General features: G+C 33.6%; 18 protein-coding genes and 1 tRNA gene. 11 read left to right on the top strand and 8 right to left on the bottom strand.

Features of this window, described 5'->3' with window-relative positions; genetic code table 11:
* Positions 1–6: 6 nt before the first annotated feature.
* The 7 genes from ACW5R3_RS00365 to ACW5R3_RS00335 all read right to left on the bottom strand — a co-directional run bounded on the left by ACW5R3_RS00365 (position 7) and on the right by ACW5R3_RS00335 (position 10,416).
* Positions 7–738: a heavy-metal-associated domain-containing protein gene (locus tag ACW5R3_RS00365; protein ID WP_456577635.1), complete on the bottom strand. Its 732-nt coding sequence runs from the start codon at positions 736–738 to the stop codon at positions 7–9.
* A gap of 2 nt (positions 739–740) precedes the next feature.
* Entirely contained in the window at positions 741–2,033 is a 1,293-nt protein-coding gene (locus tag ACW5R3_RS00360) for a TolC family protein (RefSeq protein ID WP_456577634.1), read from the bottom strand.
* A gap of 1 nt (position 2,034) precedes the next feature.
* Positions 2,035–2,388 (bottom strand): four helix bundle protein, encoded by a 354-nt coding sequence (locus tag ACW5R3_RS00355; protein WP_242177378.1) that lies wholly within the window; start codon positions 2,386–2,388, stop codon positions 2,035–2,037.
* A 48-nt stretch (positions 2,389–2,436) separates the two neighbouring features.
* Complete coding sequence (locus ACW5R3_RS00350) at positions 2,437–6,135, bottom strand: efflux RND transporter permease subunit (protein ID WP_456577633.1); 3,699 nt, start codon at positions 6,133–6,135, stop codon at positions 2,437–2,439.
* Between the two features lie 271 nt (positions 6,136–6,406).
* Positions 6,407–6,820: an HYC_CC_PP family protein gene (locus tag ACW5R3_RS00345; protein WP_456577632.1), complete on the bottom strand. Its 414-nt coding sequence runs from the start codon at positions 6,818–6,820 to the stop codon at positions 6,407–6,409.
* A gap of 54 nt (positions 6,821–6,874) precedes the next feature.
* Complete coding sequence (locus ACW5R3_RS00340; RefSeq protein WP_456577631.1) at positions 6,875–10,117, bottom strand: Eco57I restriction-modification methylase domain-containing protein; 3,243 nt, start codon at positions 10,115–10,117, stop codon at positions 6,875–6,877.
* Between the two features lie 219 nt (positions 10,118–10,336).
* Positions 10,337–10,416: transfer RNA gene (locus ACW5R3_RS00335), tRNA-Leu, on the bottom strand.
* Positions 10,417–10,560: 144 nt separating this feature from the next.
* On the opposite strand from ACW5R3_RS00335, the gene ACW5R3_RS00330 reads away from it, so the two are divergent.
* The 3 genes from ACW5R3_RS00330 to pth all read left to right on the top strand — a co-directional run bounded on the left by ACW5R3_RS00330 (position 10,561) and on the right by pth (position 12,889).
* The gene (locus ACW5R3_RS00330; RefSeq protein ID WP_456577630.1) at positions 10,561–11,502 is read left to right on the top strand and encodes a ribose-phosphate pyrophosphokinase; all 942 of its coding nucleotides are present in this window, start codon (positions 10,561–10,563) and stop codon (positions 11,500–11,502) included.
* A gap of 57 nt (positions 11,503–11,559) precedes the next feature.
* Positions 11,560–12,183, top strand: coding sequence for a 50S ribosomal protein L25/general stress protein Ctc (locus tag ACW5R3_RS00325; protein ID WP_456577629.1), 624 nt, complete (start codon positions 11,560–11,562; stop codon positions 12,181–12,183).
* Positions 12,184–12,322: 139 nt separating this feature from the next.
* Positions 12,323–12,889 (top strand): aminoacyl-tRNA hydrolase, encoded by a 567-nt coding sequence (gene pth, locus ACW5R3_RS00320; RefSeq protein ID WP_456577628.1) that lies wholly within the window; start codon positions 12,323–12,325, stop codon positions 12,887–12,889.
* A 109-nt stretch (positions 12,890–12,998) separates the two neighbouring features.
* Here pth and ACW5R3_RS00315 read toward each other — a convergent pair whose 3' ends face one another.
* Positions 12,999–16,058, bottom strand: a complete 3,060-nt coding sequence (locus ACW5R3_RS00315; protein WP_456577627.1) for a reprolysin-like metallopeptidase — start codon at positions 16,056–16,058, stop codon at positions 12,999–13,001.
* Between the two features lie 252 nt (positions 16,059–16,310).
* Here ACW5R3_RS00315 and ACW5R3_RS00310 point away from each other — a divergent pair, with 252 nt between their 5' ends.
* The 8 genes from ACW5R3_RS00310 to mgtE all read left to right on the top strand — a co-directional run bounded on the left by ACW5R3_RS00310 (position 16,311) and on the right by mgtE (position 24,777).
* Positions 16,311–17,249 (top strand): bifunctional riboflavin kinase/FAD synthetase, encoded by a 939-nt coding sequence (locus tag ACW5R3_RS00310; RefSeq protein ID WP_456577626.1) that lies wholly within the window; start codon positions 16,311–16,313, stop codon positions 17,247–17,249.
* A complete protein-coding gene (locus ACW5R3_RS00305; protein WP_456577625.1) occupies positions 17,236–18,567 on the top strand; it encodes an HTTM domain-containing protein in 1,332 nt (443 codons plus the stop codon). Before ACW5R3_RS00310 ends, ACW5R3_RS00305 begins: the two co-directional genes overlap by 14 nt.
* A gap of 33 nt (positions 18,568–18,600) precedes the next feature.
* On the top strand, positions 18,601–19,872 hold the full coding sequence (gene serS, locus ACW5R3_RS00300; RefSeq protein WP_456577624.1) for a serine--tRNA ligase: 1,272 nt from the start codon (positions 18,601–18,603) through the stop codon (positions 19,870–19,872).
* A gap of 156 nt (positions 19,873–20,028) precedes the next feature.
* Positions 20,029–20,157, top strand: a complete 129-nt coding sequence (locus tag ACW5R3_RS00295) for a hypothetical protein (RefSeq protein ID WP_456577623.1) — start codon at positions 20,029–20,031, stop codon at positions 20,155–20,157.
* A gap of 175 nt (positions 20,158–20,332) precedes the next feature.
* A complete protein-coding gene (locus ACW5R3_RS00290; RefSeq protein ID WP_456577622.1) occupies positions 20,333–22,102 on the top strand; it encodes a tetratricopeptide repeat protein in 1,770 nt (589 codons plus the stop codon).
* Positions 22,103–22,220: 118 nt separating this feature from the next.
* Positions 22,221–22,544: a DUF4286 family protein gene (locus ACW5R3_RS00285; protein WP_456577621.1), complete on the top strand. Its 324-nt coding sequence runs from the start codon at positions 22,221–22,223 to the stop codon at positions 22,542–22,544.
* Between the two features lie 35 nt (positions 22,545–22,579).
* Positions 22,580–23,359, top strand: a complete 780-nt coding sequence (gene rsmA, locus ACW5R3_RS00280) for a 16S rRNA (adenine(1518)-N(6)/adenine(1519)-N(6))-dimethyltransferase RsmA (protein ID WP_456577620.1) — start codon at positions 22,580–22,582, stop codon at positions 23,357–23,359.
* Between the two features lie 44 nt (positions 23,360–23,403).
* Positions 23,404–24,777: a magnesium transporter gene (gene mgtE, locus ACW5R3_RS00275; protein ID WP_456577619.1), complete on the top strand. Its 1,374-nt coding sequence runs from the start codon at positions 23,404–23,406 to the stop codon at positions 24,775–24,777.
* The last annotated feature ends 105 nt before the right edge of the window (positions 24,778–24,882 follow it).

Below are 24,882 nucleotides of genomic sequence, written 5' to 3'. Positions count from 1 at the left end.
TATTATTTAATTTATCAGCATTAATACTGCCATCACAATCATAATGGCATTCTCAATAAAAGTGGCTTCTGTCATTGGTAACTTTAAAGCTGTACCTAAACAAGCACATCTAATAGATTTTTTATCTAATAATGTTTTCGTTACACCAATGGTTGTAATACCTAATACAACAAGTGTTACTATTAATGCAATTTTAACTTCAAATCGCATCAAAAACATTAAACCCAAAGCAGTTTCAATAAATGGATAAATCCAACCATAAGCAGGAACTCGTTTTGCTAATGGGTCATACATTTTGAAAGATTCTGGGAAGCCTTTTAAATCTAACATCTTGAAGAAGCTAAACACAATGTAGAATAAGCCCATAAAGTCGAGCATAAATGCACTCCAACTCCAATCCTTATAATGTAATAATACACTTGCGGTTGCTATATAAAAGATGATTAGTAGTAAGGGTTTTAATTGTTGTAGTTTGCTTTTTTCTTGCTCCATTTCAAAACTTGATGTACTTGTAGAAGCAAAAACATTTTTAACTTCCTTTTCAGAAAGCGTATATTTTTCAGGTAAGGCTTTTTTAAGAGTTTCTGTAGCCACGTGGCTACTCATTGTAACTTCAGCTTCTCCTTTTTCGAGATTAACTTCAACATTGGTAATATTATCAATGTTACTTAAACTTTTTTCTACAGATGCTTTACAACTGCCACAAGTCATTCCTGTAATTTTATATATATGTTTCATTGTTATTGAATTAAATAATTAATAATTGTGCTTTGCACATAGTAGCCCTTAATAGACTCTATTTGGTTCATTTGAAATTTTAGTTGTAATTCTTGAATATCAAGAACATCATTAAAATCAATCGTTCCTGTTTCGTAGCTTTTGATTAAAATGTCTTCAGCATCTTTGGCTTGTTTTAAGTTCTTGGTTTGAGTCTCATAACTTATTCTTGTCGAAATACGCTCATTAATTGCTTTACTTAAAAGCGTTTCCAAAGTGTTTAAACGTTCTTGTTTTTGAGCCGTAATTTCCTGTTGTTGCAACTTATTTTGCTTGGTTTGAGATTTATATTTTTTATTAAAAATTGGGATTGACACGGAAACCATAGGCATCACAATATCTTTACCGTTATCCGAGAAATTCATATCTGGTCTTTCGGAAACATTGATATAGTCTAATCCAAAACCAATCATAGGACTGCTTTCTTTTTGGTTTAATAATTCTGATTGTTCTATGGACTGATAGAGTTTATCATACTTCAACAATTCAGGATGTAATGCTAAATTTTCAGTAATGATTTCAAAGTCTTCTGAAGGCATAATTAAACTATCTACCACAGTAACAGCAACATCATTTTCTCTATTCAAAAGATTATTAAGATTCGTTTGTTCTGCTAAAAACTGTTGACTTAAAACATCTTTTAGTTGTTGCATTTCGTTTTGACGCATTTGCAATCGCAACACATCTACAGCAGATGCTTTACCAACCTCAACAGAAGTTAGTGCTAATGTCTCATAGGTTTCCAATAGTTTAATGTTTTCTGTTAGCACCCTTTGTTTCGCTTTGTTAGTGTATAAATTATAATAGGATTGTGATACAGAAGCCATCAATTTTCGCTTTGCAATTACAATGTCCTCATATTTTGCATCGGCTAACGAACTCACATAATTTTCTCTTGATGTAATTGTACCAAACCACGGTAACATTTGTTTAGCCGATACTTTAAAGCGTTGTGCTCCTGTTCGTGTTTCTGGTTCACTCACAAAGTAACCTACACCAAGTTCAGTATTAGGAATCGTATTGACTTCATTTACTTTTTCAGAAGCTCTTTTGTATTGCAATTCAAATTTTTGAATCTCGGGATTGTTTTCCAAAGCTTCGTTTACCAATACATCCAGCGATTGACTATTTATTGAATTGATAGAAAAAAGTAAAATAGCAGTAATTAAGACGCTTTTGAAGTGAATAGTGAAAAGTGAAAAACTAAAAATTACGACACGCTTCCGCTTTTGATTTATGTGTTTAAAATTTATCATTTTACAATCTAGATTTTGTTGTTTTAATTGAACTAACCAACATTGCAATCAATTCTTTATTTAAGTTATAATGAATTAAATACGTTTCTTCGGTTACATAATCAGTATCTTTTAACAAGTCTAACCAATACAAAGTTTCATTTGCTTCTTTTAAAGAAATACTCATTTTATTGATAAAGTCAGCTTTACTTTGAGCAAATTCAGCTTCGCGAATTAATGCACCAACGGCCGTTCCGCTTCTTAATAGTTGTTTGCTTAAAACATATTCCTTTTTTTTACTTACTAATGATTGAGATAGCTTTACAATTAAGATTGCGAAAGCATAACTCTTATCTTTTAAAATACTTTTGCTCATAATTTTTTACTTTTAATTTCTTAACTCTTCACTTTAAACTTTTCACTTTTAGATTTTCACTTTAAACTCAGCTTTCCAGCTATATAAAACTGGTACAACAAATAAAGTGATTAAAGCGATTAACATTCCACCAAAACTTGGTATTGCCATCGGAATCATAATATCGCTTCCTCGTCCTGTAGAGGTTAATACTGGCAATAATGCTAGAATGGTTGTTGCTGTAGTCATTAAACACGGTCTGATTCGTTTTTCTCCTGCTTCAACAACTGACGCTCTAATTTCCTTTTTGTTTTCTGGTGTATTTCTATCAAAAGTTTGCGTTAAATACGTTGCCATTACTACACCATCATCTGTTGCAATACCAAATAATGCAATAAAGCCTACCCAAACCGCCACACTTAAATTAATTGGGTGCATCTGGAATAAATCACGCAGATTTTCGCCAAAGAAACTGAAGTTTAAAAACCAATCTTGACCATAGAGCCATATCATTATAAATCCACCTGCAAACGCTACTGCGATACCTGTAAATACCATTAATGAGGTTGCCACAGAACGGAATTGGAAATACAGTATTAAAAAGATAATTGCCAAGGCTAATGGCACAACAACAGATAGCGTTTTTTCTGCTCGTAACTGATTTTCATACGTTCCAGTGAATGCATAGTTGATTCCTTTTGGAACTATCAATTCACCAGAATCTATCTTTTCTTGAATCAATGCTTGTGCATTTTCAACAACGCTTACTTCTGCAAAACCAGCTTGTTTATCAAACAAGACATAACCTACTAAAAAGGTGTCTTCACTTTTAATGACTTGTGGACCTTGTTCGTAGCGAATAGTTGCCAACTCGCTTAATGGAACAGGACTGCCTTTTTCAACTGGCACATAAATCTGTTGCAAGTCTGATGGGTTTGCTCTTAATTCTCTTGGGTATCGCACACGAACACCATAGCGTTCACGACCTTCAACCGTTTGTGTTAAAACCATACCACCAACTGCGACTTTTAATACGTCTTGAACATCTTGTATAGAAATACCATAACGTGCAATTTTTTCTCTATCAATATCAATAAGCAAATACGGTTTGCCAACAATACGGTCTGCAAAAACAGCTTCTTTTTTAACACCTTCAGCTTCCTTGATAATGTTTTCTAATTGCACTCCAAACGCTTCAATCTGTTTTAAGTCTTGACCTTTAACTTTAATTCCCATTGGTGCTCGCATTCCTGTTTGAAGCATTACCAATCTCGTTTCAATCGGTTGTAGTTTTGGTGCTGACGTAACACCTGGTAATTTGGTAACTCTTACGATTTCATTCCAAATATCGTCTGGTGATTCAATTTCTGGTCGCCAATTACGATAGTATTCTCCATCGTCATCTTCGATTAGTTGAGAGCTTTTGACTGTGCTATATGCAACATTTTTGGAATTATTGGGATTAGAAATAAAACGACCATCTTTTAATTCAAACAAACCATCCTCATTTACTTTGTAGCGTTGCCTTTCTCCATCTGCATTCAGCATATATTCTGATTTATACTGAATGATATTCTCATACATAGATAGAGGTGCTGGGTCTAACGCTGATTCTGTTCTTCCTGCCTTACCAACTACCGTTTCAATTTCTGGAATACTGGCCACCGCCATATCTAATTGCTGTAAAACTCGTTTGTTTTCTTCTACGCCAGAATGAGGCATAGAGGTTGGCATTAGTAGAAATGAGCCTTCATTTAAGGATGGCATAAACTCTTTTCCTGTATTCTTCATTATGAAAAACCCTGCAATAACAATCGCAGTAGGAATAGACAAAAACAATAATTTATTATCTAAACACCACTTTAAAATACGCGTATAATATTTGATGAATAGCGAAAAAACACCTAATAAACCAAAGCATATAATACTTACAAAAATGAGATTCCAAAAGATACTTTTATCAACGCCTAATGGTCTCCAATATTCGGCTAACAGGAATACTATCGCAGATGCTGAAATAATGATATTGATAAGATTAGTTTGTTTGTCTGTTATCTTACTTTGAAGATTGAGAAGTGCTGTAATTCCAAAAGCTATCAAAATCAATCCTAACCAATACCCAAAGACTATTGCTACGACTCCTAAAGCTATTAAAACACCATTTAAAACATATTTAAAAGTGTTTTTAATGCTTTTCTTTCTGAATAAAAATGCTGCAAATGGTGGTATTAAAAATAAAGCAACAATAATAGATGCTGTTAACGCAAAGGTTTTTGTAAATGCCAATGGTCTAAATAATTTTCCTTCTGCACCAATCATAGTAAATACAGGAATGAAACTAATTATTGTTGTCATTACTGCGGTAACAATAGCGCCTGAAACTTCAGCTGTGGCGTTATAAACTACCGTATTAATGGAATTTGTTCCATCATCTTCATCCAAATGCCTTATAATGTTTTCTGAAAGAATGACACCAACATCGACCATTGTTCCAATAGCAATTGCTATACCTGATAAAGCGACAATGTTTGCATCTACACCAAAGAACTTCATAGCTATAAACACCATTAAAACCGCAACTGGTAGTAGTCCAGATATAAGTACCGATGCCCGAAGATTAAACACCATAATGATAATGACCAAAATGGTAATGAGAATTTCCAATGTTAAGGCCTCATTGAGTGTACCTAAAGTTTCTTGAATTAATACGGTTCTATCGTAAAATGGAACTATGGTAACTTGTGACGTTCTACCATCTGCCAATACTTTTGAAGGTAATCCGCCTTTCAGTTCCTCAATTTGCGCCTTTACATTGTTAATAACCTCCATTGGATTAGCTCCATATCGTGCCACGACAACACCACCAACAACTTCTGCTCCTTCTTTATCCAATATGCCACGTCTTGTTGCTGGACCTAAAGAGACTTTTCCAATGTCTTTAATCTTAATTGAAGTAAAATTCTCTGAAGTAACTACAGCATTTTCAATATCTTCAACGGATTTTACATACCCCAAACCACGCACTAAATATTCAGCTTGATTAATTTCAATAGTTTGTGCACCAATGTCTTTATTACTTTCCTTTACCGCTTTTACAACGTGTTGCAATCCAATATTATATTGACGCATCAATTCTGGATTAACATCCACTTGGTATTCTTGAACATAACCACCAATGGAAGCGACTTCAGAAACACCGCTTGCACTAGATAAAGCATATTTTACATAGTAATCTTGAACGCTACGCAGTTCGTGTAAATCCCAACCACCAGTAACATTTCCGTTTTCATCTCGACCTTCCAGCGTGTACCAAAATATTTGCCCTAAACCTGTAGCATCTGGTCCCAATGCAGGATTAATACCTTCAGGTAATAAACCACTTGGTAATGAGTTTAGTTTTTCGAGAATACGACTACGACTCCAATAGAATTCTACATCTTCTTCAAAAATGATATAGATACTTGAAACCCCAAACATAGACGAACTACGAATGGTTTTTACTCCTGGAATACCTAACAAGGATGTGGTTAATGGATAAGTAATTTGGTCTTCTATATCTTGTGGCGAACGACCATCCCACTTTGTAAATACAATTTGTTGGTTTTCTCCGATATCTGGAATGGCATCAACAGCCACCGGATTACTTGGTAAAAACCCTGTATCCCAATTGAAAGGTGCATTTACTGTTCCCCATCCTATGAAAAGAACGAGCAGTAGTACTGCAACGAGTTTATTCTCTATAAGAAATTTGATTGCTTTATTAAGCATATAGTTTGATTATTAAACAGTTAGACATTGGTTGGATACCTAATAACCTTCAAAATAATCGATTGAATTCGTTTCTATTTCCTTTATATTTCAATATAAAATAGAACCGTAACTTTGGCTATGCTTATATTTTCTATTTCATCTAAAGAAAATATAATTCAAATTCATAATCAATCATTTTAAAGTTCATTCGGTATTAAGAAAACACCGAATACAACAAATTATCCACATAGCATAAAGCCATTGGATAAAACAGTCTATTGTTTAAAAATCAAATTAAATAAGTCTCGTCAATCTTGAAGATTTCCTTTATGACGAGTGGTGGTTCGTATTCTTCAAAAGAAGATACATTGTTATCTAAACCTTCAAAAAGGTTAATGTACGTGTAAACAAATGAAGCAATAAATACTTGTTGCTCAAATGTAATTTTGTCAACTTGTAATTGAAGTTCGTCTTGACCATCAACTACCAATTGTTCATCATTACAACAGTTTTTCTTGGTAATAGCACATCCTTCTGTAGATGGCTTTTGCATTTCCATACCACAACCCTTAGCCTTATTAATAACAGCCGTTTCTACTAAAGTATCTCCACAATAATGCATATTAAGCGTAAACGACATTGTAGAGAATAACACTACAAAAGCCATTGCTAAAGACATTATTTTATGGAATACTTGTTTCATATTAATTGCGAAGTTACGAAAATTTAACAACTATTGATTTTGTTTAACAGAAGTTTAGTGCTTAACACTATCCTCTATAATAGCAATCTCATCATCACTTAAGCCATACAACTCATAAACCATAGCATCAATCTCTTTATCTGTTTGGTTAATTTGGGTTTGTAAGGCTTGTGCTTTTTGTTTGTTATCTTCAAAGAGGTCTAACCACTCAAACTCATCTTTTTTGGTTAGTGTTGGCACTATTTCAAAAGGTGTACTTTCTTTTAGCTCACCTTCTTTTTCACCTAAATCTATTATAGCGGCTTTTTCTCGTAATTTGTTATTAGCTTTTATGGCTTTATTTAACTCTTTGATAAAGTCTCCAAATTCTAACTCGTGCCAGTTTTGTAGTTTTTTGGATAGTTTTTGTAGTTGGAATTTTTGTTTTAAATAGGTTTGGAATTTAATAGAAGAACTGACATTTCTTCTGTTAAAATCTAATATTAAGTTTGCTTTTTCTATAAATGGCTCTTGTTTTTTGACACTAATTTCTTTGATTGGAAATTTTCTTAAATCATTTAAAATAATTTTAGGAAACATTTTCCTAACAGATTTAGCTGTGTTTTTAACAAAATAATAAGCTATTAATTTACTATTAAGAATAGTAACTATGTATTGTAATGAAATATCTTTTTCTTCTCTTTTAATAATTCCGATATTACTTCTGTTATATAAATACATTGAGTTATTATAGGTCGAAATAATGCTTCGAGGAAACTTACCCGTTATTTCTCTAATAATTATTTTCTCACCTTCAAATAAATCAATTGTTCTTGGTGAAGCAAGCATTTTACCATATTGTAAATATTGACCAGACCAATTTAAAAAATATCTTCCTACATCTTTTCCTTCAAGATATTTATAAGTATTTTCATTAAATTTGAAAGTATAATCATAAGGTCTGTTTTTTACATCGTCAACAGTTTGTTTAGGTTCGCCTTTATTTTTTTCATAAGCTTGCAAACCAGCTTTTATTAAAACTAAATCATCAAGTATTTTTGAACCCTTTTTTAGTTTATTTGTTAGATCAACACTTACTTCATCGGAAAAAACTTTAAACTCAAAACCTTCATTATTACTAAAATCTATTTGTTTTCTATTATGTGAATATCTAAATTCTTTACCGTGACTTAACAATACAGAAACTTCATTTGATTTTTTAATCGAATTTAATTTTGAAGCGATAATAATTATTGTTTCAACATTAACACCTTCAAAAGAATAACCTGATAAATTAATTATTTGATTAAGTTCGCATTTCTCTAATATATAATTTCTTAATCCTTTAGCTGAATCAATCATTAACCATGCATTTGGTATTATTAATCCATAGTTAGAACTGTCTTTTATTATATTAATCGTTCTCTCTATAAATAATAAATATAGGTTAATTTGATACTGAGCAGAAACATATCTCTTTGTGTAATAATCCTTTATTTCTTGAGAAAAATTATCCCTAGCAAAAACATAAGGAGGATTCCCAATAATCACATCAAAACCACCTTTTTCAAATACTTGCGGAAATTGGGTTTCCCAAGCAAAAGCTTTATCACCAGCCACTGTTTTGCTATCAATTAAAGAATTTCCACATTTAATATTGCTGCTTAAATCGTTTAGTTTACGTCTGGGTTGTGCAGTACGTAACCAAAGCGATAGTTTTGCTATTTCTACAGATTCTTCGTTAAGGTCTACACCGTAAATATTGTTTTCTAGTATGGTATTTTCAATATCTGGGAATTGTAAACCACCACCTAATACTTTTGTTTTAAGTTCATCTATATATTGGTGCTCTGCTATTAAAAAGTTTAATGCTTGGTTAAGAAATGCTCCAGAGCCACATGCTGGGTCGCAGATAGTGAGTTGTAATAGCCAATCTCTATAATCGTCTAAGATGGTTACTAATTTAGCTATTGTTGCTTTGTTTCTGTTCTTACGCCCTTTAAAATATTCTTCTTCTTTGAAGCCTAATTCGGTTTTCTTTTCCTCACAAAGTTTACCAATGGTGTTTTCTACAATGTATTTAGTTATGTATTTTGGGGTGTAGAAAACTCCATCTTTTTTACGTTTAGATTTTTGTTTATCGAAGTCGCCACCTTCAATTTCTGCATTAACGCTTTCAATTTCGTTTAGAGAGTTTTCAAAAATGTGCCCTAAGATGTTAACGTCTACTTGGCTTTCAAAATCGTAGGCTGCTAGTTTACTGGTGTGCTTGTATAGTAATTCACTATCAATATCTAAACTATCTAGTGTTTTATCTTCTTTAAATAAACCACCGTTATAGGCGTATATTTCGGCTCTTTTAGATGTTCCTGCTCTTCCTTGGTCTAAATGATTAAAGTATTGTTTAAAGAGGTTGTAAAGCGGTCTATCGTCTCCAAAATCTATATCTGCTTTCCATTTGTCTAGAATTTGTTGTGTGCTGTTTGGTGGTAGTAAGCCACGATCTTCTGCAAAGAAAATAAACAAGTAACGGTCTATTAGTTTTTGAGATTTTTTAAAGAGGGTTAGCTTAACGTTCTTTTCTAAGCGTTGCAGTTCTAATTGTTCTTCTTGAGAACGCTCTACTGCGCTCAAGGTACCACTAGATGCTTGTGCTTTTAATGATTTGGCATTTCGTTTTACTAAGTCTCTATATAATTCACGCTTAAATACAGAATAGTCTTTATAGAATTGTTTGGTAATTTGCTCCTCTTCTACTACTGAAGCTTCTTTTATTTTTAAGGGTACATTATTTATAATGTTATCCTTTTGTAAGCACAGATATAATAATGCAAAACGCTCTGATGAAAGTTCAAAGAGATTAAATTCTTCAAATTCTGTAGCATCGTTGATGTAAAATCTTAATTTCTCAAAGTTTGATGTTATGACATATACACAACCTTTTTGATTGGCTTTATAATCAAAGGCTTGTTTGCGTATACTTTCTAAGTCCTTGGTATTAGTGCCTTTTAATTCAATAACACCAATAGCAACATCATTATTTAATATTGCTCCATCTGCTTTTCGTGCATTGGTTTGATTTTTATATTCTGCTACTAAATTAAAGTCTGCATTGGGTTTTAATGTGTAACCTAAAATATTAACAAATAACTCAGTAAGGAATATACCTTGATATTCTTCTTCTTTAGAGCTGCGTATGTTGTCTTGTATGGTAGGATTTAAGAAATATTTAGCGTACTTTTTATAAGTTCGAACAACAATATCATGATTTTGAAGGTTTAAATGTTGCTTGAGTACAGAAGTTTGATATAATGACATTAATGGTTTGCGGTTGAAATGATAGACTAAAATAGTAATAATTGCAGAAAGGTAGATATAAAAGCGTTAGAAAAATTCTGAAATTAATTAAATCAGATTAAGGAAAATTAAGCTGAATTAAAGGTGTAGAAATTAAAATTTTTTCGGCAAATATTCGGCAATTTTTAAAATAAATAAGTCGTAAACAATTGATTTTCATCTATTTACGACTTATTTTAGTACTCAAGGCGGGAATCGAACCCGCACTCCGAAGAATCGGATTTTGAATCCGACGTGTCTACCAATTCCACCACTTGAGCAAAGTAGGACGCAAAATTATAAAATAAAATGCTTCTAACCATTAAAAATACTGCTTTTATACGTTTGGAGTTGAAATAAATTCCTAAATTTGCACCTCGTAAAACAAAACTTAATATAAATCGTTACCTTACAACTGATTAGATATGCCAAACGTACAAACAGAAGCCAAAATTTTTACCTGTACACAAAGTAAAGTACTAGCTCAAAAAATCGCTGATGCTTTTGGTATTAGCATGGGTAATGTCATTACATCTACTTATAGTGATGGTGAGTTTCAACCGTCTTACGAAGAATCAATACGTGGAACCCGTATATTTATTATCGGATCAACACATCCTGGCCCAGAAAACTTAATGGAAATGTTATTAATGATAGACGCTGCTAAACGTGCTTCTGCAAGACACATTACCGCTGTTTTACCATATTTCGGGTGGGCTAGACAAGATAGAAAAGATAAGCCTCGTGTTCCTATTGCTGCCAAATTAGTTGCTAAAATGTTAGAAGCTGCTGGAGCAACACGTATTATTACAATGGATTTACATGCGGATCAAATTCAAGGATTTTTTGAAAAACCTGTTGATCATTTATTTGCTTCAACAATTTTCTTACCGTATTTAAAAAGTTTAAACCTAAATAATTTAACTATCGCATCGCCAGATATGGGTGGTTCTAAAAGAGCTTACGCTTACTCTAAAGCATTAGAGAGTGATGTGGTTATTTGTTATAAACAACGTGCCAAAGCCAATGTAATTTCTCATATGGAATTAATTGGTGATGTTACGGGTAAAAATGTTGTACTTGTTGATGATATGGTAGATACTGCCGGAACATTAACAAAAGCAGCTGATTTAATGATAGAACGTGGTGCATTAAGTGTTCGCGCAATTTGTACTCACCCAATTCTATCTGGAAATGCTTATGAACGTTTAGAGAACTCGAAGTTAGAGGAGTTAATTGTAACCGATTCTATTCCTTTAAAACAAGAGAGTTCTAAAATTCGTGTTTTAAGCTGTGCTGAATTATTTTCTGAAGTGATGCAAAATGTACACTACAATAAATCTATCAGTTCTAAATTTGTTATGTAGTACCTATTAATAAAGGTGCTGCCAAAAAAGAATATTAATACTAATTATATATTTACAATGAAGTCAATTTCAATTAACGGATCTAAAAGAGAAAGCGTAGGCAAAAAAGCAACAAAAGCCTTACGTAATGCTGGACAGGTACCTTGCGTATTATACGGAGGTGACAAGCCAGTGCATTTTAATGCTGAAGAATTAGCATTTTCAAAACTGGTATATACGCCTAATGCGCATACAGTTGTAATTACTTTGGATAACGGTGATGAATTCAATGCAATATTGCAAGATATTCAATTTCACCCTGTAACAGATAGAATCTTACACGTAGATTTCTACCAGTTATTTGAAGATAAGCCTATTTCTATGGAAATTCCTGTACGTTTTGTAGGAAATTCTAAAGGTGTTAAAGCTGGTGGTGTTTTACGTAAAAATGCACGTAAATTACGTGTGAAAGCGTTACCAAGTAACTTACCTGATTTCATAGAAATCGATATTACACCACTTAAAATTGGTGCTAAATTATACGTTACTGCATTAGAAAACGATGCTTACAAAGTAATGCATGCTGATAATACAGTTATTTGCCAAGTTAAACGTGCAAGAGCTGCTATGGCAATCACTATCGACGAAGATGATGAAGATGGTGAAGATGGTGCATCTGCTGAAGGAGAAGCTCAAGAATAAACTTAGTTTATTTCCATTACATATTAAGCATCCTGATTTTTCAGGATGCTTTTTTATTTTATAAATTTGAAGCATGTTCAAATTCTTGAATTTTTTAAATAAAAATAATACTGCTTTTAAAACAACGGAAACTGATAGTATGAAAAAATTTCTAATTGTAGGCCTGGGTAATATAGGCGAGAAGTATGATAATACACGTCATAATATTGGCTTTAAAGTACTAGATTTTCTAGCTGAGAAAGAAGACTTAACTTTTACGACAAATAAGCTAGGCGATTTAACAACCTATAAATTTAAAGGTCGCACTTTTATTTTGTTAAAACCAAGCACCTTTATGAACTTAAGTGGTAAGGCTGTTTTGTATTGGTTAACAAAAGAAAAAATTCCGCTAGAAAACGTTTTAATTATTACTGATGATTTAAATCTTCCTTTTGGTAGTATACGTGTTAAAACAAAAGGTAGTGATGGCGGACATAATGGTTTAAAAGATATACAAGACAAACTAAACACTTCTAAGTACAATCGTTTTAGGTTTGGTATAAGTGATACTTTTAGTAAAGGTAGACAGGTGGATTATGTGTTAGGGAAATGGACAGAGACTGAAACAAAAGCGCTTCCAGAACGTTTAGAGAAGTCTGTTGAGATAATAAAATCTTTCGGGACAGCGGGTATAAATAATACCATGAACACTTTTAATGGTAAATAACACCAAAAAAGAAAAAACAGTGCTGAATATGATTTCAACACTGTTTTTATAATACATCTGATAGGTTGCTTATCAGATTAATAACCGTCCTACTTTATGTAACTAACTCTTATTGGACAATTATCTTTTTAGTAATAGTCTTAGTTCCTGCTGTAACTTGTAATAAATATATGCCTGATTCTACAGTGCCTAAATCTATGGATTCATTAAAACTTGATGTAGCCTTGTAATCCTGACTGTATACGTTACGGCCTCTAATATCGTGAACCGTTACTGAAACAGTTTCTGATACTTGTGGTATCTTAATATTAAATATTCCGCTATTCGGATTTGGATAAACTGTAAATTCAGAATCACTAAATTCGTCAACCGATAATGAAGCTAAAACATTTACCGTATAATCTTCTACTTCCGCATCATGATTCATTTCACAAGGTAAAGGAAAATCATTTGCATCAGGTGCTGTGTATTTATTTGTAACACGCATAATCGTGCTTCCTAATGCAGCGTTAGCTGGAACAACAACAGATAAAGGAGAGTTTGCAGATAGTAAGTTAGTTGAAGTTGCGCTTCCTTCGTTTGTACCTAAATTATACTGCTCACCTGGGTCATCAAAACTACAGTTTTGATTCCAGTCAATCCATACGTAAGTTATGGTTTGGTAAGTTCCATCCGGGTTATAATATACAGATAAGTCGTAGGCACTTTCTCTGTTAACATCTGTAGAAATATCAGTGTAGTCGCTGTAACCTGATGGTTTTCCGGTATTTAAATTACTTATTTCATTAAAAATAACTCCTTGAACGCCTGTGTCAAATGATGTATTTGCTACAGAAGCACATAGTCCGTTACTTACTAATAAGTTAACATCTATATCATATGATGTAGAGGCTGAAGTTCCTAATACGTTTATAGTATAGTCTCCGGTGTTAGCCGTGTTTATATTGGTAACATTCATAATAAACGTACCGCTTGAGTTTAAACTAGAAGGAGTGAAGCTTACGGTGCTACCTGCAGGGTTTCCTGTAGCAGAAAAACTTACAGATTCAGTAAAACCATTCAATGCAGTATAGGTGAACTCGAAAGAAGCAAATGTGTCACCACAACTGCCTTGGTTCCCGTTAGAACTTTCAAAAACAAATGTTGGACTACTAGAAATTATTGAAAAATTAGTGCTTGAAACAGCGTAAAAAATATTGTCTACAGCTTCAACCATAATTCGGGCAGTAGTTGTAATTGCGGTAGGAACAGTTAAAGTATATGAGCCATTATTAGGAACATTAGATGCCAGAACCGTATCAAAACTTAAGCCGTTATTTGTAGAAAGTAAAATGTTTACTTGGCTAGTGTTAATACCGTTTGAATCGGTGCCTGCAACATCCCAAGTTACCGTTTCTGTAGAGCCTTCTGTCCAAACAATTCCAGACGTGTTTTGTGAAGTTACAACAAAAGGTCCTGCAGTTCCGTTTACGGTTACCGACATTAAATCGGCATCAGTCTGCCCAATACCTGCAGGGAATCCACTACCGTTATCTCTAACCATAAAGGCAAATTCCATGTTTCTACCTACAGATGGCGTAACCTCCCATGTTGGTGTTAAATTGCCAGCAACAACATCACTTAATTGTGGTAAATACCTATCAGGTGAAGTTGTTGGTAAAATAGAACGGTATAATGGGCCTGATGTCCAAGTTGATGTTGGAGAACCATTACCCGGTGCACGTTCTGGGTCATTCTGACTCCAGTTATACGTTAATGATTCAAGACCATCTGGATCGGTAGCAGCACCTCTTAGAACAAAAGCAGTGCTTTTTGGAATGGTATAATCAAGTCCTGCATCGGCAACAGGTGGTTGGTTTGTAATGGCAGTTTCAACATCGCAACTACTACTTACACCAGATTGAATATTGTCAGATATGTCACGAATATTTACATAGTTGAAGTGCGCATCACTTGCATTTTGTACGTTTGTAGCACATATACCTGCATACCCCATAATAGAGCTTCCTGAAGCAGGCTCTACTTCTGTTGATCCATTACCAGAACGACTACAGGTATTCATGGTGTGCCATCCGTTTAATTGGTGACCCATTTCATGAGCTACGTAATCTATATCAAAAGGATCACCCGTTGGGTCGGGACGTCCTGTGTAACCTCGACCTTTATGGAAGTCATTTTGACTTTGGCTAGAGCAAACACAACCTAAGCAACCAGCACTACCGCCACCAGTTGTGTTAAAATTATGACCTATGTCGTAATTAGAAACGCCAATTACGGCATCTAATGTTTGCGCAGTGGTCGTGTTAAATTCGTTGTTCCAAGGGTCGGTTGCTGGGTTTAAATAAATAACATCGTCATTATTAGCTACAAATATAAGGGTGATAGCTAAGTCACGCTCATAAATCTCGTTAACACGGTTTATTGTTAAAACCATTTGAGCCTGTACATTAGCTTTTTGTTCTTCTACTGTACCTGATCCAGCGAAAATTTGTCCATATTCACCATTACAGGATTGTGCTAATCTGTAAGTTCTTAATTTTCTATCATCAGTATCAGCACGATTTGAAGCGCGTTCAGTAGATAAAGATTCTAAATCGATATTTTCATCCACCAAACATTCAAAACCTTGAAGATCTTGACCTAAAGCGGAGTGGTCATAAACCATATAGGAATTTCTGTCTTCAGTATAAGGGTCAATATACATAGAGCTTCGTTTTCCTGAAAGCGTCATGGTGTGTAATCCGAATTGGGTAATACTAAAACGCATAGTTGCTGTGGGGTCGTCTATACCAACAGCTTTATAGGTTTTAATCATAGGATAGCGATCAGCTAAACCTGTTTCCATTATAGGTGATTCTGAAACCATAAAACGTTCAAAATTACCTTCAGGTGTTGGGAACTCAACCACTACATTTGAGCGGCTAGCAGTTCCTGTACGTAAAGGAGCGTCTTGGATGGCTGTCTTAAAAGCTTGTACGTTTAAATTAAATAATTTAAAGTCCTTTGGTTTAGAAGCCCTGTGTACTTTGTCGGCAGAGCGTAATGATTCTTTCGAAACAGGAGACCAAAATTTTGATTGTTGTGCCATCATTAGCGGGCTAATAATAACAAATATGACTAATAAGAGAGATTTAAAATCCTTTAAGTCAAATGAGAGGGTATTTTTCATGTCATAAGGTATTGATTAATTAAGTATGTTAATTTACTGAAATTTAACATATTATGAGTGTAATTTCTAATAAAAATATAAAATTATTGTGTTATCGTGAAATGTTAGTAAGAACGATTGATTTAATTGATAAAGAAATACATTGTACTTCAATAGGTTAATACGGTTTTTCTAGACTTTATTTTAAACTAAAAAAGCGTATTAGTATTTATATCAATCCGCTTTTATATTTTTGTAGAAATACATTTCACTTTGGAAATTATAAAAACCCTTAATAGCAACTTTAAAGCACATACCGTTATTACAATAGGTACTTTTGATGGTGTGCATATTGGTCATCAAAAAATTATTGAAAGACTGGTTAATTCAGCTAAAAAAGATAAGCTTAAAGCTGCTATATTAACCTTTTTTCCGCACCCAAGAATGGTTTTGCAGAAGGATGCTAATATTAAACTAATTAATACATTAGATGAGAAAGCAGCTATTATGGAAACCTTGGGGCTAGACTGTCTGTTAATTAAAAAATTTACTAAAGAGTTTTCAAGATTAACAGCCGACCAATTTGTATCAGATATTTTAGTCAATCAGTTACAAGCAAAAAAGGTAATAATTGGTTATGATCACCATTTTGGAAGAAATAGAACGGCTAACATTCACGATTTACGTAATTACGGTATAAAACATGATTTTGAGGTTGAAGAAATTTCAGCGCAGGATATTAATGACGTTTCGGTTAGTTCAACAAAAATACGTGCAGCTTTACAAGAAGGAGATATACAAATTGCAAATAGTTATTTAGGATATAATTTTATGCTAACAGGTACTATTGTAAAAGGTAAAGGCCTTGGAAAGACCTTTGGTTTTCCGACTGCCAACTTACATATTGAAGAAGCGTATAAACTAATTCCTAAAGAAGGTGTTTATGTGGTGCAATCAAAGATAAATAATCAACTGTATTACGGTATGATGAATATTGGTAGTAATCCTACCGTAAATACCGATAATAAGCAGTCTATTGAAATTAACTTCTTTAACCTTGATGAATCTTTATACGGTTTGAAGTTAAAAGTAGAATTATTAAAAAGGCTTAGGAGCGAACAGAAATTTAATTCGGTTGATGCATTAAAAATTCAACTGAAACAAGATAAACAAACAGCTTTAGATTTTATTGAAACGTATGCAGCTTACTAACTTTTTATTCAAACAAACAGATAATACTTCGCTAATAATTTTTAGAATTATTTTTGGACTACTCTGTTTTTTAGAATCTGTAGGCGCTATTTTCACAGGATGGGTAAAACGAACACTTATTGATCCTGAATTTACTTTTTCTTTTATAGGTTTTGAGTGGTTACAACCACTTCCGGGTTCTTGGATGTATGTGTATTATGTTATTATGGGGGTTTTTGGCCTTTTTATCATGTTAGGGTACCGCTACCGTTTTAGTGTGGTGATGTTTACTTTAATGTGGACAGCAACTTACCTCATGCAAAAATCGTCTTATAATAATCATTACTACCTATTAATATTACTCAGTGCTATTATGGCTATTCTGCCGGCTCATAAAAACACTTCCCTAGACGTTAAGCGTCATCCAAATATTAAACAAATAGCCATGCCTAATTGGTGTCGGTACATATTTGTACTTCAAATGTTTATTGTTTATACCTATGGCGCTATTGCAAAGCTATACCCAGATTGGTTAGATACCACCGTTATGGGCATATTAATGAAAAGTAAAGAGCATTATTATGTGGTTGGTAATCTGTTACAAAACGAATGGATGCATTATTTTCTAGCTTATGGTGGAATTTTATTCGACGGTTTAATTATACCCTTGCTGTTAATTAAGAAAACACGTAAGTATGCCTTTTTTGCGGCTATATTTTTTCATTTATTTAATTCCTTTGTCTTTCAGGTAGGTATTTTTCCATATCTATCTTTAGCATTTACTTTGTTCTTTTTCGATCCGAAAACTATTCATCGTATTTTCCTAAAAAAGAAACCTTTTTATACTGGATCTGAAGTTATTGTTCCTTCTTATAAAAAGCCCATGTTGATAGTTTTTACCTGTTATTTTGCAATTCAAATACTACTTCCTCTTAGGCAATATGCATTTCCTATGTCTGCATTATGGACTGAGGAAGGGCACCGTATGTCGTGGCGTATGATGTTACGCTCTAAAAGTGGGCATAGTATTTATCATGTGGTGGATAAAAAAACACGAACAAAATCGTATGTAAATCTAAGTGATTATTTAACACCAAAACAGCAGCGTTTAGCAAGTGTGAAACCCGATGTTATTTGGCAGTTTTCGCAGTTTCTTAAATCTCATTTTGCTGAAAAAGGACAAGATGTAGCGGTTTATGTTTCTTGTAAAATTAGTGTGAATGGTCGTACATATAGTCAACTTATAAACCCTGAAACCGATATGGGATCGGCAAAATGGTCTGCTTTTACACATAGTGAATGGATTTTACCACCAAAACAAGATTATTTCACACGCTAATTCCGTAAATTTGCCTCTTAAATTTTTTATTCTATGCTACAAATACCATTTATTAGAGCACAAAAAGACTTGGTAATCGAACGTTTAAAAAAACGCCAAATCGATGCCACTGAAATGATTAATAATGTCATTGAATTAGACGAACAACGCCGTCAAGAGCAAACGCAACTTGATAATATGTTGGCGGAATCCAACGCTTTGTCTAAAGAAATAGGTATGCTCTATAAGTCCGGTCAAGCTGAAAAGGCAAATACCCTTAAAGCACGTACTACGGAATTAAAGAATGAAACAAAAGCATTAACCGATCAGTTAAATAAAACGGCAGATGCCTTAAATCAGTTATTGTATAAAATACCAAACGTTCCTAACGAATTGGTGCCTCCTGGGAATTCTGAAGATGATAATGAAGAAGTTTTTAGTGAAGGTAGTATTCCTGAGCTTCATGAAGGTGCCTTACCGCATTGGGAATTGGCCAAAAAATATGATATCATAGATTTTGAATTAGGAAATAAAATTACCGGCGCAGGGTTTCCTGTTTATAAGGGTAAAGGTGCACGCTTACAGCGCGCATTAATTGCATACTTTTTAGATAAAAATACAGCAGCGGGCTATACTGAATATCAATTGCCGTTATTAATAAATGAAGCTTCTGGTTTTGGAACAGGTCAATTGCCGGATAAAGAAGGGCAAATGTACCATGTTGCCGAAGATGATTTGTATCTTATTCCAACGGCTGAAGTGCCTGGTACTAATATTTTTCGCGATGTTATTTTAAACGATACAGAGTTACCAATAGGTATTACAGGTTATACGCCATGTTTCCGTCGTGAAGCTGGTAGCTATGGAGCTCATGTTCGTGGTTTAAACCGTTTACACCAGTTTGATAAGGTTGAAATTTTACGTGTTGAACGCCCAGAGAATTCCTATAAAGCTTTAGATACCATGGTAAGTCATGTAAAAGGAATTTTACAAGAGCTAAAATTACCTTACCGTATTTTACGTCTTTGTGGGGGCGATCTAGGATTTACTTCTGCAATGACTTATGATTTTGAAGTGTTTTCAACAGCTCAAGATCGTTGGTTAGAAATTTCTTCTGTTTCTAATTTTGAAACTTTTCAAGCAAATCGCTTAAAATTACGTTTTAAAAATAGTGAAGGAAAAAATGAATTAGCACACACTTTAAATGGTAGTTCATTAGCGTTACCACGTGTATTGGCCGGTATTTTAGAAAATTACCAAACACCAGAAGGTATTGTTATACCGGAAGTGCTAGTGCCTTATACTGGGTTCACTATTATAAATTAATTTTGTAAGGTAATTCCTTGTTTAGGGTTTAGTTATAGAAAAAAAATCGTTGAAATGCAGTTTTCACCTGCTGTTTAACGATTTTTTTGTGTTTTGCTTTGATTGTTATAAAATATTGTTGAAGTTAGTATTCCCTAAATCTTAATCGCTAGTATTATGAAAAATCTAATCAGACTTTTTCTTGTCATTATCCTATCACTTTTAGCTAAAGAAATTTTAGTTTCTGATTTTAGTATCACTTCCAAAAAACATATTTCTGCAACGGCGTTATTGCATGCCGAATAACCTCATAGTTTTTAAACTATCCCAATCGGATAACTGGATCATTTTGTAATTACAATGGTTAATAGCACTTTTATTTTGGTTGGTTAATGCCTGAAGTTTCTTCAGGCATTTTTTTTTATAAAAACTAGAGCAGTTTCAACTCGTTACTTTTAGTATATTTACACAAAGTATTACTATGCGATTCCTAATAATAGCCCTTTTACTAACAAGTTTTAGTGTGTTTTCTCAAGAAGACTTACTAGCTAAAGAGTATTTTAAAAATGGTGAATTTGAAAAGGCTTTAATAGCTTATGAGCAGCTTTTTAAACAAAATCCAAATAACAATACCTACTTTTTAGAACTGATAAAAACCCAGCAGCAATTAGAACAACTAGATGAGGCTGAAGCATTATTAAATAGGCGTATAGAGCGTATAAAATATCCGGCATTATATGTTGAACTAGGCTATAATTATCAGTTGAAAAATGATTCAGATACAGCATTAATTAATTATAATAAAGCCATTGCATTTCTTGAAGAGAACCCTAATTATGCCTTTTCAATCGGTAAATTCTTCGAAAACAGGTCGTTGTTAGACCAGGCAATAATGACTTATGAAAAAGCAATGCAACTTAAACCAGAGCTTAACTTTAACGTGCAATTAGCGCGTATTTATGGCGAACAAGGAAACGTTGAAAAAATGTTCAGTAGTTATTTAAACTTCTTGGATATTAATAAATCTTACCTTAATACGGTTAAACGGGCTATGACCGATTTTATATCTGAAGATTCAGAGAATGAAAATAATCAGATTTTAAAACGCTTGTTGCTAAAAAAAATCCAACAAGAGCCACAGTTACTCTGGAACGATTTGTTAAGTTGGCTTTTTACACAACAAAAGGATTATAGGAAAGCTTTTGCTCAAGAAAAAGCTATTTTTAACAGACAACCAGAAAGTTTAAACCGTATTGAAGAATTGGCTTTTGTAGCTATGAATGATCCCGATTATGAATCGGCTAAATATATTTTCACGTATCTAGCAGAAACGGCACAGAATCAAGATGTGCAGATTAATGCTTATAATAATTTGCTTCAAATAGACCTAAAAACCCAAACAGATTTAAAAGCTATCGAGGCTACTTATTTAGAACTTTTTGAGCGATTTGGTAAACACCAAAACACCATAGATTTACAGGTGTATTACGCGCATTTTCTAGCATTTTATAAGCATGAGCCTGCAAAAGCTACTAACTTCTTAAAAGAAAGTATCAAGCTGCCGTTGTCTAGTTTTGAAGAAGGTACTGTAAAGTTAGAATTAGGTGATATCTTGGTGCTTCAAGAAAAATTTAATGAAGCGCTAATTTATTTCACACAAATTCAACGTAATTTAAAAAACAGTACATTGGCGCAAGAAGCGCGTTTTAGAGTGGCAAAAACCAGTTATTACAAAGGCGATTTTAAATGGGCCGAATCACAACTTAAAATCCTAAAAACATCTACATCACAACTTATCGCTAATGATGCTTTAGATTTAATGTTACTGATAACCGATAATAAGTTTGAGGATTCTACGCAAGCTGCGTTAAAACTATATGCCAAAGCGGATGTCATGGCATTTCAGAATAAAACGGATGATGCTATTGATATCTTAAATGATATTTTAGAAAACTACAAAGGTCAATCTATAGAAGACCAAGCCTTGTATAAGCAGGGTAAATTATTTGAAAGTAAAAAACAGTATGATAAAGCTGCTGCCAACTACCAGCAAATAATTGCGAACTTTAGTGATGATATTTTAGCTGATGATGCTTATTTTTCCTTAGCTATGTTATATGAAACCCAACTTATCGATCCTGAAAAGGCAAAAGAAAATTACGGCAAAATTATTTTTAACTATCAAGATAGTATATACTTTGTTGAAGCCCGTAAAAAATATAGAAACCTTCGTGGTGATACTATAAATTAAAAAAATAAGGTACCAACCATTAAAAAAATGGAAATCCCTTTGATGATGACCGAGAACTGCTGTAATTTGCAAGAAATTAGTTGGTACTATCTCAACCGTTAACAAATACCCCGCCCACATGATTATTTATAATGTAACGATAAATGTCGCAAATAGCATCCAAGAGGATTGGTTATCATGGATGAAAACCATTCAAATACCCAAGGTGTTAGCTACAGGACATTTTAAAGAAGCTAAACTAACGCGCGTTTTAATTGAAGAAGAAATGGGTGGTGTAACATATTCGGTTCAATACCGTGCGCATTCCCGAGAAGCTTTAGATGAATATTATCAAAACCATGCCGATAACTTACGTATGGAAGCGCTTAAAAAATACGCCGATCAAATGCTGGCATTCCGAACGGAATTAGAGGTTATTGATGAATTCACTGCGCGTACCTAATAATTAGTACCAACCCATAATTAAAACCATCCATCATGTCTGTAAAAGCAAAAAAACATTTAGGACAACACTTCCTAACCGACGAAACTATAGCTGAAAAAATTGCTAATTCGCTATCATTTAAAGGTTACAAACATGTTTTGGAAATTGGCCCAGGAATGGGGGTTTTAACAAAATACTTACTTAAAAAGGATGTTAAAACACACGTAATAGAAATCGATACAGAATCGGTAGCCTATTTAAAAAGTAATTATATCAATTTAGCCGATCGGGTTATAGAGCAGGATTTCCTGAAATACAATTTAAATACAGTTTTCAATAATGAAGACTTTGCTATTATCGGAAACTATCCGTATAATATATCCACGCAAATAGTTTTTAAAACCTTAGAAATGCGTAATCAAGTACCAGAATTTTCTGGTATGTTCCAAAAGGAAGTAGCAAAGCGTATTTGCTCAAAAGAAGGTAGTAAGGTTTATGGTATTTTATCTGTATTAACACAAGCTTTTTACCACGCAGAATATTTGTTTACCGTGCCGCCTAGTGTTTTTAATCCGCCACCAAAAGTAGATTCGGGGGTTTTATTGCTTACACGTAAAGACAATTATGAGTTACCATGTAGTGAAAAATTGTTTTTTCAAGTGGTTAAACAAGCTTTTCAGCAACGTCGAAAAACGTTAAGAAATAGTTTAAAAACGTTCAATTTATCCGATACTTTAAAAGAAAATATCATATTTAATAAACGACCAGAACAACTTGCAGTTGCAGATTTTATAGGACTAACTCAGTTAATAGAAAACGATACCTCAGAGTAGAAAAGAGTCTTAGAAGTCTTAATTAAACGTCAAAAACAAACAGCATGTCTGAAGAAAATAAAAACATACAATTTCAGCTTACCGATGAGCTTTTAGAACAGGTTCAAAACCTTATTAGCGCTTCTAATAATAAGGAGTTGAAGGTCTTGTTTCAAGATTTTCACTATGCCGATATTGCTGAAATTTTAGACGAATTAAATCTTGAAGATGCTGTTTATGTTATTAAGCTATTAAATTCTGAAACTACTTCAGATATTTTAATTGAGCTTGACGAAGATACTCGTGAGAAAATTTTAAAAAACCTTTCAGCTAAAGAAATTGCTGAAGAAATTGAGGAGCTTGATACCGATGATGCTGCCGATGTAATTGCGGAGCTTTCTGAGGAACGTCAAGTAGAAGTTATTTCACATATTGAAGACACTGAACATCGTGATGAAATTACAGAACTTTTAGCATACGACGAGGATACAGCCGGTGGTCTTATGGCAAAAGAGCTTGTAAAAGTTTACGAAACCTGGACCGTAGCAGGGTGTTTACGCCGCATTCGTGCCCAAGCTAAAGATGTTCGTCGTGTACATTCTATTTATGTTGTTGATAAAAGAAATAAACTAAAAGGCCGCCTGTCATTAAAAGATTTAATTGTAGCTAAAAGCGATCAAAAAATTGGCGAAATTTATATCACTAGTGTCGATTATGTTTTTGTGGATGAAGATGTTGAGGAGGTAGCAAAAGTCATGCAGAAATACGATTTAGAAGCCATTCCCGTAGTCGATAAAAATTATACGCTTTTAGGACGTATTACCATTGATGATATTGTAGATGTTATCCGTGAAGAAGCCGATAAAGATTACCAAATGGCTGCCGGTATCTCGCAAGATGTTGAAGCCGATGATAGTATTTGGAAGCTTACAAAAGCCCGCTTGCCATGGTTGTTAATTGGTATGTTTGGTGGTTTAGGAGCGGCCGGTATAATCGAGCAATTTAACGACCACATGGGAGCTTTTGTTGTTTTGCTTAGTTTTGTACCCCTTATTCAAGCAACAGCAGGAAATGTGGGTGTCCAATCGTCTGCAATTGTTGTACAAGGTTTAGCAAATAACAGTATAGATGGCAATATTATAAAGCGACTGTTAAAAGAATCATTACTCGGTCTCGTAAATGGATTTGCTATTGCCTGTATCGGGTTGCTAATTACTCATTTTATATTCAGTACACCATATATCGTTTCTATAACCATTAGTATTGCCTTAGTGGCTGTTATTCTTATGGCAGCTTTAGTAGGAACTTTTATTCCTATCTTTCTAGATAAGCGAGGTATTGACCCCGCAGTAGCAACAGGACCATTTATAACAACTAGCAACGATTTATTTGGTATTTTAATCTACTTTGTAATTGCTAAATTAATTCTAGGTTTTTAATCTCTTTTGGGCGCTACCATAAAGGTCGCGCTATTCACTATATCCTATTTTTCTTATTAAAAAATAGGGATGCCGTTGCTATCGCTAGCGCAATTATTGCCTGTT

Source organism: Algorimicrobium bowmanii (assembly GCF_054031195.1).
This window is presented reverse-complemented; position numbering and strand designations above follow the sequence as displayed.

Excerpts from the sequence above, each read along its gene's own strand:
- ACW5R3_RS00365 (WP_456577635.1), bottom strand. The coding sequence starts at position 738 with ATGAAACATATATATAAAATTACAGGAATGACTTGTGGCAGTTGTAAA.
- ACW5R3_RS00360 (WP_456577634.1), bottom strand. The coding sequence starts at position 2,033 with ATGATAAATTTTAAACACATAAATCAAAAGCGGAAGCGTGTCGTAATT.
- ACW5R3_RS00355 (WP_242177378.1), bottom strand. The coding sequence starts at position 2,388 with ATGAGCAAAAGTATTTTAAAAGATAAGAGTTATGCTTTCGCAATCTTA.
- ACW5R3_RS00350 (WP_456577633.1), bottom strand. The coding sequence starts at position 6,135 with ATGCTTAATAAAGCAATCAAATTTCTTATAGAGAATAAACTCGTTGCA.
- ACW5R3_RS00345 (WP_456577632.1), bottom strand. The coding sequence starts at position 6,820 with ATGAAACAAGTATTCCATAAAATAATGTCTTTAGCAATGGCTTTTGTA.
- ACW5R3_RS00340 (WP_456577631.1), bottom strand. The coding sequence starts at position 10,117 with ATGTCATTATATCAAACTTCTGTACTCAAGCAACATTTAAACCTTCAA.
- ACW5R3_RS00330 (WP_456577630.1), top strand. The coding sequence starts at position 10,561 with ATGCCAAACGTACAAACAGAAGCCAAAATTTTTACCTGTACACAAAGT.
- ACW5R3_RS00325 (WP_456577629.1), top strand. The coding sequence starts at position 11,560 with ATGAAGTCAATTTCAATTAACGGATCTAAAAGAGAAAGCGTAGGCAAA.
- pth (WP_456577628.1), top strand. The coding sequence starts at position 12,323 with ATGAAAAAATTTCTAATTGTAGGCCTGGGTAATATAGGCGAGAAGTAT.
- ACW5R3_RS00315 (WP_456577627.1), bottom strand. The coding sequence starts at position 16,058 with ATGAAAAATACCCTCTCATTTGACTTAAAGGATTTTAAATCTCTCTTA.
- ACW5R3_RS00305 (WP_456577625.1), top strand. The coding sequence starts at position 17,236 with ATGCAGCTTACTAACTTTTTATTCAAACAAACAGATAATACTTCGCTA.
- serS (WP_456577624.1), top strand. The coding sequence starts at position 18,601 with ATGCTACAAATACCATTTATTAGAGCACAAAAAGACTTGGTAATCGAA.
- ACW5R3_RS00295 (WP_456577623.1), top strand. The coding sequence starts at position 20,029 with ATGAAAAATCTAATCAGACTTTTTCTTGTCATTATCCTATCACTTTTA.
- ACW5R3_RS00290 (WP_456577622.1), top strand. The coding sequence starts at position 20,333 with ATGCGATTCCTAATAATAGCCCTTTTACTAACAAGTTTTAGTGTGTTT.
- ACW5R3_RS00285 (WP_456577621.1), top strand. The coding sequence starts at position 22,221 with ATGATTATTTATAATGTAACGATAAATGTCGCAAATAGCATCCAAGAG.
- rsmA (WP_456577620.1), top strand. The coding sequence starts at position 22,580 with ATGTCTGTAAAAGCAAAAAAACATTTAGGACAACACTTCCTAACCGAC.
- mgtE (WP_456577619.1), top strand. The coding sequence starts at position 23,404 with ATGTCTGAAGAAAATAAAAACATACAATTTCAGCTTACCGATGAGCTT.